The organism is Saccharopolyspora sp. NPDC002686 (assembly GCF_040295745.1).
GTDB classification, from domain to species: domain Bacteria; phylum Actinomycetota; class Actinomycetes; order Mycobacteriales; family Pseudonocardiaceae; genus Saccharopolyspora; species Saccharopolyspora oryzae.
The window spans coordinates 1-9,461 of record NZ_JBEOVY010000311.1 but is presented as its reverse complement, the minus strand read 5'-3'; the positions used below and the strand labels follow the sequence as shown (position 1 = coordinate 9,461).

Below are 9,461 nucleotides of genomic sequence, written 5' to 3'. Positions count from 1 at the left end.
GTTTCAATTGAAACTGCGCTCCGCCGTGCCCGGGTTTTACAGTTTCAATTGAAACTGCACACCCGGGCGTGTCGGGACCCCGGCGTGTCGGGACTTGTGGACAAGTTCCGGGTCCTGTGGAGAACTTCCGCAAATTCAATGGAAATTGGACGTCGAAATTCCATTGAAATTGCGTGTCGCGCGGGGAGCGGGGGACTTCTGGTCCATAGTGGACGCTGTTTGGCTGATCACGAGTTGCCGAGCGGTGGGCGAGGCACCAGGTTGGTGATCGGCAGTCCGCGCGTGGCAGGAGGACGCATGTACGTCGACGGCGTGAGCATCGTCGGCCGCGGGATCGCCGCCAAGGGGCCGGAAGGCGTCGTGTTCGCCAACCTCGACCTGGAGGTCTCCTCCGGATCCCTCGCCGTGGTGGCCGGTCCCGGCGGAACCGGCCGGACCTCGTTGCTGCTCGCGCTGTCCGGTCGTCTCCCGCTGATCACCGGGTACCTCGACGTCTCCGGGCACGTGCTGCCCGCGCAGGCCAAGGCGGTGCGGCAGCTCGTCAGACCGGCGCGGCTGCGGCCCGGCTACGAGCTCGAGGAGCAGCACCGGGTGCGCGAGGCCATCCGGGAGCGCCAGCTGATCAGCGGCGCATCCCTCCGCGACATCGACGCCGCGCTCTCCCTCGTCGGACTCGCCCCCGACCGGTCCGCGCTGGTCGGCGAACTGCACGCCGCCGACCAGCTGCTGCTCGCGATCGCGCTGACCGTCGCGTCCTTCCCCGCCGGGATCCTCGTCGACGACGTCGACGTCGGCCTGCCGATGGCGTCGCGGGCGCAGGTGTGGGCCGCGCTGCACGAGGTCACCCGGACCGGGATGACCGTGCTGGCCAGCGCCACCGACGCGCCGTCCGGGGACGTCGAGGTGATCCACCTCCCCGCGCGCGAGCCGGAGGAACTGCCCACCGATGTGTTCGACCTGCTGGAGGAGGACACGCAGTGAAAGCGTTCAACCTGGCCTGGCTGGAGCTGCGCCGCTTCCGCGGACCGCTGCGCCGCCTGGTTCCGCTGGTGCTGGTGCTGGTCCCCCTGCTGTACGGCTCGCTGTACCTGTGGTCGAACTGGGATCCCTACGGCAAGTTGGGCCAGGTCCCGGTCGCGGTGGTGAACTCCGACCGGCCGGTGGACAGCCGCGGCGAGCACATCAACGCCGGTGAGCAGTTCGTCCAGCAGATCAAGGCGACCGACACCTTCGACTGGCACTTCGTGGACGCCGCCGACGCCCGGCGCGGCCTGGTGGAGGGCACCTACTACTTCACCATCGAGGTGCCCGCGGACTTCAGCGCCAGGCTGGCCACCGCGGCGGACCGCAACCCGCAGCGGGCCGGGCTCAACATCGTCAAGAACGACGCGAACGGCTTCATCGTCGGGATCATGGCCGACACGGTGAAGACCGAGCTGCAGAACCAGATCAACGCCGCCGCGCACGCCACCTACGCCCGCGCGCTCTACGGCGAGCTGGACCAGGCCCGGGAGAAGCTGCAGCTGGCGTCGGAGGCGTCCAAGCAGCTGGTCGAGGGCACCGAGCTGAGCAAGCAGGGCACGGAGGCGCTGACCACCGGTCTCGGCGGGGTGCGGGACGGAACCGGCGAGATCGCGCGCGGTGTGCAGAGCATCGCGGACGCCAGCGCCCAGCTGGACCAGCAGCTCAACGCAGTCACCGACTTCACCGCCGAGCGGCTGCCCGGCGCGGTGAACGCGCTGGTCAACGCGAGCAACACCGCGGTCAGCAACCTGAGCGCGATCAAGACCACCACCGGGTTCCTCAACCAGCGGGCCGGTGAGGGGCGCGCGGCCGTCGAGGAGCTCGGCCAGCGGCACCCCGACCTCTCGGAGGACCCCGTCTACCAGCGCGCGTTGGACACCTCCCGCAAGATCGCCGACTCCGCGTCCACCGCCGACGGCGATGCGCAGAAGGCGCTGACGACCGCGCAGGACGCCAACCGGCAGGCGCTCGACCTGCAGAACAACCTCGGCCCGCTGCAGAGCAAGGTCCGCGCGATCACCGCGCCTGCCGACACGCTGCGCGCGGGCACGTCGGAGCTGTCCGGTGGCACCAACGGCGTCACCAACGGGTTGAACACGCTGGTCGCGAGCAGCGGCGTGCTGCACACCGGTGCTGGGCAGCTCAACGACGGCGCCAAGTCCTTGCAGGGGCTGGTCGACGACACGCTGGGCAAGATCCCGCCGACCAACCCGACCGAGGTCGCCCAGGCCGCCGACGTGCTGGGCTCACCGACCGAGATCCACGACGAGAACATCAACCCGGCGCACGTCTACGGGCGCGGGCTGGCGCCGTTCTTCTTCGCGATCGCGCTGTGGGTGTTCGGCCTGTTCGCGTACCTGCTGCTCAAGCCGGTGAACCAGCGGGCGATGGCGGACCGGGTGAACGCGTGGACGATCGCGCTGGCCGGGTTCCTGCCCGCCGCCGGGCTGGGCGTGATCGGCGGGTTCGTGCTGTACGCGGTGGTCGACTTCGGGCTCGGGCTGGATCCGGTGCACCTGGGGTTGACGCTCGGGCTGATCTCGCTGGCCGCGCTGGCGTTCGTGGCGATCGACCACTTCCTGCGCACCGCGCTGGGCGCGGTCGGCGACCTGCTGTCGCTGGTGCTGCTGATCATCCAGCTCACCGCCTCCGGCGGCCTGTACCCGATGGAGACCGCGCCGGTGCCGTTCCAGGCGGTGCACCCGTTCCTGCCGATGAGCTACCTGGTCGACGGGCTGCGCGTGACGATCTCCGGCGGCGAGATGGAGCACCTGCTCAAGGACGCCGTGGTGCTCGCCGGATTCCTGGTGATCTTCCTGCTGCTGACCACCTTGGTCGTCCAGCGCCAGCGCACCTGGTCGGTGGCCCGCCTGCACCCCCAGATCGAGCTGTAGCGCGCGGTCGCCGATCACCCTGTTGGGCTCGTAGGCTGGCTACATGGCTGTTGTGAAGATCAATGCGATCGAGGTTCCTGAAGGTGCCGGCCCGGAGCTGGAGAAGCGGTTCGCTTCGCGGCACGGTTCGGTGGACAGCGCGCCGGGCTTCCTCGGGTTCGAGCTGCTGCGCCCGGTGAAGGGCGACAACCGCTACTTCGTCTACACGAAGTGGGAGTCCGAGGAGGCGTTCCAGGCGTGGGCGTCGGGCCCGGCGAAGGCCGCGCACGCCGGCGAGGCGAAGAACCCGGTCGCCTCCGGCTCCAGCCTGCTGGAGTTCGAGCTGGTCCAGGAGTCCTACCCGGAGAAGTGACGGACCCGTGAGTCCTTTGGGCTGCTCCAGCGACCCAAAGGACTCACGGGCTCACTTGACCACGAGGGTCGCGAGGATCGCGCGGTGGTCCGCGCCGCTCACCGGGAAGACGTCGAAGGACTGCGGAGCGATCTCCGGCGTGGTGAGGACGTGGTCGAGCGCCACCGGCGGCGGGAACCAGCCCGCCGGCCAGGTGGCGCGCAGGCCCGAGCCGGTGGCCGCTGCGGCGTCGGTGTAGCCGGTGCCGATCAGGGAGCGGAGCCGGGCGTGGTCGAGCGTCGCGTTGAAGTCGCCCGCCAGCACGCGGGGCGTGCCGGTCAGCCGCAGCTGCCCCAGGTCGATCATCTCCTGCCGCCACCTGCTGTAGGTGTCGGCGCCCATCGGGTACAGCGTGTGCACCGCGGCGATCTCGACCGGCGGGCTGCCCGGGCGCTGCAGCAGCGCCGTCGGCTGGGCGAGCGTCGACTTCGGCAGCAGGTCCAGCTCGCGCAGCGGGTAGCGCGCCGCGATCCCGGAACCGTCCGCCTTCGGGCCCGCGTGGAACACCCGGTGCGGCAGTTCCGCGCCCAGCCCCGCCGCATCGAGCCGACCGACCAGTTCCGGCGTGAGCTCCTGCAGGCTGAGCACGTCGACCTCGTGCCGGCGCACCAGATCCACGATCGCCGCCGCGTCCGCCTGGCCGAAGTAGGTGTTGATCGACAGCACGCGCAGCGCGACGCCCTGCGCCGGTGCCGTGCTCGAAACGGCCCGCGGCACGACGGAGAACGCCAGCGCCACCGTCACCAGACCGACGATCAGCAGCGTCAACCAGCGGCGCAGCAGGAGCGCGAGCAGCGCGATCACCGCACCGGTCAGCAGCGCGTACGGGGTCAGCGCCACCAGCGCCACGGTGTAGCGGTCGAACTCCATCCCGGCCAGCCGCAGCGCGGCCCAGGCGAGGAAACCGAGGCTCACCAGCGCCAGCAGCGCGGTGACCACCCCGCCACCGGGCTTGCGCCGTTCCAGCCGCTCTTCTTCCGGCTCGGCCAAGGTCCGGGTCACTGAGACCTCCTGTCGTTCAGCTCCCCAAGCCTGTCAGCGAGCTGTGCGCGTCCTGTCAGCGCCCTCGCGGACATTCGGACTCGCAAGCCCTCTGGGAGGTTCCATGTCATACGCGATCCAGGCAGAAGGCCTGGTCAAACGCTTCGGCTCCACCACCGCGCTGGCCGGGGTCGACCTCGCCGCGCCCGCCGGGACGATTCTCGGCGTGCTCGGCCCGAACGGCGCGGGCAAGACCACCGCGGTGCGCGTCCTGGCCACCCTGCTGCGGCCGGACGCCGGGACCGCCACCGTCGCGGGCTACGACGTGCTCCGCCAACCGGTGGCGGTGCGCAGCCGCATCGGGTTGACCGGCCAGTACGCCTCGGTCGACGAGGAGCTGACCGGGGTGGAGAACCTGGTGCTGATCGGCCGCCTGCTGGAGATGCCGCGAGGCGACGCGAAGGCGCGCGCCGCCGAACTGCTGGAGCGCTTCGACCTGACCGACGCGGGCGGACGCGCGATCAAGACCTACTCCGGCGGGATGCGGCGCCGCCTGGACCTGGCGGCCAGCCTGGTGGGCCGTCCCGAAATCCTCTACCTGGACGAGCCGACCACCGGGCTGGACCCGCGCAGCCGCAACCAGGTCTGGGACATGGTCCGCGGCCTGACCGGCGAAGGCGTGACGGTGCTGCTGACCACCCAGTACCTGGAGGAGGCCGATCAGCTGGCCGACCGGATCAGCGTGATCGACCACGGCCGGGTCGTGGCGGACGGCCGCGCCGACGAGCTCAAGCGCCGGACCGGCGGGCAGACCCTCCAGGTGCGCCCGACCGACCTGGCGGACGTGCCCGCGGTGCGCCGGATCCTGGCCGAGCTGACCGGCGCCGAACCGGCCACGCACGACGAGAGCGGTCTGCTCACCGCGCCGGTGGACGACCCGGTGCTGCTGTCCACCCTGGTGCGCCGCCTGGACGACGCGTCGATCACCGCCGACGAACTCGCGCTCCGGCTACCGAGCCTGGACGAGGTCTTCCTGGCCATCACCGGCAAACCCACCGAGGAGGCGGCGTGACTGCAACGTTGGAACGTACGCCCGCCGCGCCGGCGGCGGCGCCGGAGCACATCGGCCCGGTCCGCACGATTCGGCAGGGGTTGACGCTGGCCGGGCGGAGCGTCCTGAAGATCCGGAAGTCGCCCGAGGGCCTGGTCGACGTCACTATCCAGCCGATCCTGTTCCTGGTCATGTTCGTGTACCTCTTCGGCGGCGCGATCGCCGGGGACACCGCCTCCTACCTGCAGGTCACGCTGCCCGGGGTGATGGCCATGAACATGGTCTTCGCCAGCCTCGGCACCGGGATCGCGCTGAACACCGACATCAACAAGGGTGTCTTCGACCGGTTCCGCAGCTTGCCGGTGGCGCGGTCGGCGCCGCTGATCGGCGCGGTGCTCGGTGACGTCGTGCGCTACCTGGTGTCGCTGGCGGTGCTGCTGGTGTTCGCCGCGATCATGGGTTTCCGGATCCAGACCGATCCGCTGTCCGCGCTGCTCGCCGTCGTGGTGGTGATCGCCTTCGCGCTGTCGATGTGCTGGATCTCGGTGTTCCTCGGGATGCTGATCAAGAACCAGCAGGCGCTGCCCGGTGTGGCGATGGCGTTCATGTTCCCGCTCACCATGGGCAGCAACGTGTTCGTGCCGACCGAGACCATGCCGGGCTGGTTGCAGGCGTGGGTGGGGATCAACCCGGTCACCCAGCTCGCGGACACCGCGCGCAGCCTGATGATCGGTGGGCCGGTCGCCGGCCCGCTGACGGCCACCCTGGTCTGGTTGGTGGCGATCGTGGCGGTGTTCTTCCCGCTGGCGATGTGGGCCTACCGGCGCCGGGTGTGAGACGTCCTCGTGAGTGGCGATGGTGGTTCTTACGACCATCGCCACTCACGAGGCAAGTGCAGCGCGCAGCTCCTCGAACGCGGCTTCGCGGGAGAGCGACGCGCCTCTGTCGCGCGCCGCGCTGTGGTTCTCACCCAAGGCGTGCAGCAGGTCTCGGACTTCCGGATCTCCTTCGTCGAGCTGGCCGCGCAGCGCGATCGCGATGCCGAGCAGGCGCGCCGCCGCTTCCGGCCGTTCCTGGGTGAACTCCAGGCACGCCACCTGCTCGGCGATGCCGGCGGTCATCGGCATGTCGCGGATGTCCATGCCGAGGACCAGCGCTCGGGCCAGCGCCGCCCGCGCGGTGTCGAACCGGCCTTCGGCAGCGCACAACCGGGCTTCGCAGATCTCCGCGAGCTGCCGCAGGGGATGCGGGGTCATGGTCGCGTCGCTGATGATCTCGCGCATCTCGGCCAGGTACTTCCAAGCCTCGGCGTGGTTCCCTGCGAAGCGGGCCACCTCGACCAGCCCGCTCAGCGCGCCGATGCGGTGGTGCGGGAAGACGTTCCGGCCGAGTTCGTCGGCTCGGAGCAGCTCCGCTTCCGCGCCCTCGGCGTCGCCCGCGCGCAACAGCTCGAGGCCGATCCGCGCCTTCGTGGACACCAGGTCGTCGGTGCTGCGCAGCTCGCGCAGGGTGGCGGCGGATTCCTGCAACGCCTCGATCGCGCCCTCGTGGTCGCCGCGCCGGGAACGCAGATCGGCCAGGCTGTGGATCGTGCTCGCCGTGCCCCACCGGTCACCGATCGCGCGGAACTCGGCCAGCGCGGCCAGCATGTCCTTCTCCGCCGCCCCGGGATTGCCGGAGTGCTCGAAACCCCAGGACCGGCTGAACAGGCCGGCCGCGCGCGCCCACCGGGCCGGGTTCTGCAACGCCACCTCGACCGCTCTGTCCATTTCGGACTGTTCGCCGCTGAACATCCAGGCCGCCGGTTCCATCACCGCCACGTACAGGTACCGGGACTGCGCGCCGGTGTCGCGGACCGCGGTCACCGCGGCGCGCAGGCGGGTGGACCAGTCCTGGTCGTCGGAGACCATCTGCCGCATCAGCTCGACCACCGCCCGGCTCTCCGGTGGGGCCGAGCCCGGCAGTTCGAGGACCGCGTTCAACCGAGCGTTGAGCTCCTCGTGCTGCGCCGCCATCGACCAGTACCAGCACAGCGCCGCCACCAGCCTGATCCCGCGGTCCGCGTCGCCGGACGAGATCGCCCGGTGCAGGGCAGCGATGATGTTGTCGTGGTCGGCGTCCAGCCGGTCCATCCAGTCGATCTGGTCCGCGCCGTGCAGGTTCGGCGCGGCGCTCTCGGCGAAATCGACGTAGTGCGCCGCGTGCGAGATCTGAAGCGCGTCCCGCTCCCCCTCGGCATCGAGCTGCTCGGCGCAGAACGCGCGCACCGTCTCCAGCATCCGGTAGCGCATCCCCAGGCCCGAATCCACCGCCTCCACCAGGGATTTCTCCACCAGAGACAGGAGCACGTAGAACGCGTCGCCGCTGGTGAGCTCGGCATCGGCGCACACCCCGGAGATCGCCTCCGGCGTGGCGCTGCCGGCGAACACCGACATCCGCCGGGCCAGCGTCCGCTCCTGCTCGGTGAGCAGGTCCCAACTCCACTCCACGACCGCGCGCAGCGTCCGGTGGCGGGGCATCGAGGTGCGGTTCCCGTTGGCGAGCAAGCGGAACCGGTCGTCCAACCGGTCGGCGATCTGCCGCGCGCTCATCGCCCGCAGCCGCGCCGCGGCGAGTTCGATCGCCAGCGGCATGCCGTCGAGTCGGCGGCAGATCTCGACCACGTCACCGATGTTGTCCTCGTCCAGCGAGAACCCGGGGCGCGCGGACGCCGCCCGGTCCGCGAAGAGCCGCACTGCCGCGGATTCCCTTGCTGCGGCAGCAGATTCCGGCAGCTCCAGCGGTCCGACGGGCAGCAGCGTCTCCCCGGCCACCGCGAGCGGTTCCCGGCTCGTGGCCAGCACCCGGAGCTGCGGCGACCAGCCGAGGACTTCCTGGGCGAACTCGGCGACGGAGCCGATCACGTGCTCGCAGTTGTCCAGCACCAGCAACGTCGGTTCCGCCGCGAGCAGCTCCTTCACCCGGCTCAAGGCGTGCGTCTTCGGCGCCTCCAGCAGCCGGTTCTCGCGAACGCCCAGCGCGGTCAGCACGGCAGCAGTCAAGTCCTGGTCGTCGCGCAGCGGCGCGAGCTCCACGAACCACACCCGCCGATCCAGCGTGCCGGCCGCGGTTTCCGCCGCCAACCGGGTCTTCCCCGCACCGCCCGGCCCGAACAGCGTGACCAACCGCGAGTCGGCGAGTTCCGCCCGCGTGCGCTCGACCTCGCGCTCCCGGCCGACGAAACTGCTCAACCGAGTTGGCAGCGCGGCCGGGTGCGACGTCCGGCGCGGCATCAGCGAAGGATCGCCGCGCAGCACCGCGAGCTGCAGGTCCTTCAACTCCTGCGACGGCTCCACGCCGAACTCGTCGTCCAGCCGACGGCGCAACTCCTCGAACGCCGCGAGCGCATCCGGTTGCCGCCCGCACGCGTAGAGCGCTCGGATCCGCAGCGAGGTGAGCCGCTCGCGCAGCGGATGACGTGCGCACAGACCTTGCAGCTCGGGCACCAGATCGACCTGCCGACCAGCGCGCAGATCCGCCTCGACCCGGTCTTCGAGCGCCGTGAGCCGCAACTCGTCCAGCCGCGCCACCTGCGCTTCCGCGAACGGCGCGTCGAGGAAGTCGGCGAGCGCACCGCCGCGCCACAGCGCCAGCGCCTCGCGGAGCGTCGCAGCGGCAGCGTCGACGCGATCATCGCGGAGCAGGCGGCGGCCCTCGGCCGCGAGCCGCGCGAAGCGGTCGGCGTCGACGTCGTCGGGATCGACCAGGAGGGCGTAGCCCGACGGGTCGGAGCGCACCTGCAGCGAGCCGTCGAGCGCGCGGCGCGCGCGGGAGACGAGCGACTGGAGCGCGTTGAGCGCGCCGGCCGGCTGGGCGGAGCCCCAGAGGTCGGCGATGAGCACCTCGGTGGCGACGGTGCGGCCGGCTTCGAGCGCGAGCCGTGCGAGCAGCGTGCGCACCCGGAGGCCGCCGACGTCGACCGTCCGGCCGTCGGAGGTGTTCAGCCGGAATGGCCCCAGGAGCGCGACACGCACCCGCCCAGCTTCTCAAAAACCCCTGACCCGGTGCTCGGGAATATCATCGAGGCGCTGGCCGCGGACGAGGTGGGCCAGGAGACCGTGAAGGTCAACCGACCCGCACC

At 70.9% G+C, this 9,461-nt stretch carries 7 protein-coding genes; 5 read left to right on the top strand and 2 right to left on the bottom strand.

Annotation, left to right across the window (positions count from 1 at the left end):
• Positions 1 to 297: 297 nt before the first annotated feature.
• Genes ABTZ89_RS30400 through ABTZ89_RS30390 form a run of 3 tightly spaced genes read left to right on the top strand, consistent with a single transcriptional unit; the run spans position 298 to position 3,270 of the window.
• Positions 298 to 981, top strand: coding sequence for an ATP-binding cassette domain-containing protein (locus ABTZ89_RS30400; RefSeq protein WP_351051133.1), 684 nt, complete (start codon positions 298 to 300; stop codon positions 979 to 981).
• Positions 978 to 2,918 (top strand): YhgE/Pip family protein, encoded by a 1,941-nt coding sequence (locus ABTZ89_RS30395; protein WP_351051130.1) that lies wholly within the window; start codon positions 978 to 980, stop codon positions 2,916 to 2,918. The genes ABTZ89_RS30400 and ABTZ89_RS30395 overlap by 4 nt, the downstream gene beginning before the upstream one ends.
• Before the next feature lie 43 nt (positions 2,919 to 2,961).
• Positions 2,962 to 3,270 (top strand): antibiotic biosynthesis monooxygenase family protein, encoded by a 309-nt coding sequence (locus ABTZ89_RS30390; RefSeq protein WP_093156509.1) that lies wholly within the window; start codon positions 2,962 to 2,964, stop codon positions 3,268 to 3,270.
• A 51-nt stretch (positions 3,271 to 3,321) separates the two neighbouring features.
• Here the strand turns inward: ABTZ89_RS30390 and ABTZ89_RS30385 are convergent, their stop codons facing one another.
• Positions 3,322 to 4,311: an endonuclease/exonuclease/phosphatase family protein gene (locus ABTZ89_RS30385; protein WP_351051128.1), complete on the bottom strand. Its 990-nt coding sequence runs from the start codon at positions 4,309 to 4,311 to the stop codon at positions 3,322 to 3,324.
• Positions 4,312 to 4,414: 103 nt separating this feature from the next.
• Here ABTZ89_RS30385 and ABTZ89_RS30380 point away from each other — a divergent pair, with 103 nt between their 5' ends.
• Positions 4,415 to 5,362: an ATP-binding cassette domain-containing protein gene (locus ABTZ89_RS30380; RefSeq protein ID WP_351051126.1), complete on the top strand. Its 948-nt coding sequence runs from the start codon at positions 4,415 to 4,417 to the stop codon at positions 5,360 to 5,362.
• Positions 5,359 to 6,177: an ABC transporter permease gene (locus tag ABTZ89_RS30375; protein ID WP_351051123.1), complete on the top strand. Its 819-nt coding sequence runs from the start codon at positions 5,359 to 5,361 to the stop codon at positions 6,175 to 6,177. Before ABTZ89_RS30380 ends, ABTZ89_RS30375 begins: the two co-directional genes overlap by 4 nt.
• 45 nt (positions 6,178 to 6,222) lie before the next feature.
• Here ABTZ89_RS30375 and ABTZ89_RS30370 read toward each other — a convergent pair whose 3' ends face one another.
• Positions 6,223 to 9,354 (bottom strand): ATP-binding protein, encoded by a 3,132-nt coding sequence (locus tag ABTZ89_RS30370; protein WP_351051120.1) that lies wholly within the window; start codon positions 9,352 to 9,354, stop codon positions 6,223 to 6,225.
• Positions 9,355 to 9,461: the final 107 nt, after the last annotated feature.

Bases quoted from the DNA above. Each gene is read 5' to 3' on its own strand.
- ABTZ89_RS30400 (WP_351051133.1), top strand. From the start codon at position 298: ATGTACGTCGACGGCGTGAGCATCGTCGGCCGCGGGATCGCCGCCAAG.
- ABTZ89_RS30380 (WP_351051126.1), top strand. From the start codon at position 4,415: ATGTCATACGCGATCCAGGCAGAAGGCCTGGTCAAACGCTTCGGCTCC.
- ABTZ89_RS30390 (WP_093156509.1), top strand. From the start codon at position 2,962: ATGGCTGTTGTGAAGATCAATGCGATCGAGGTTCCTGAAGGTGCCGGC.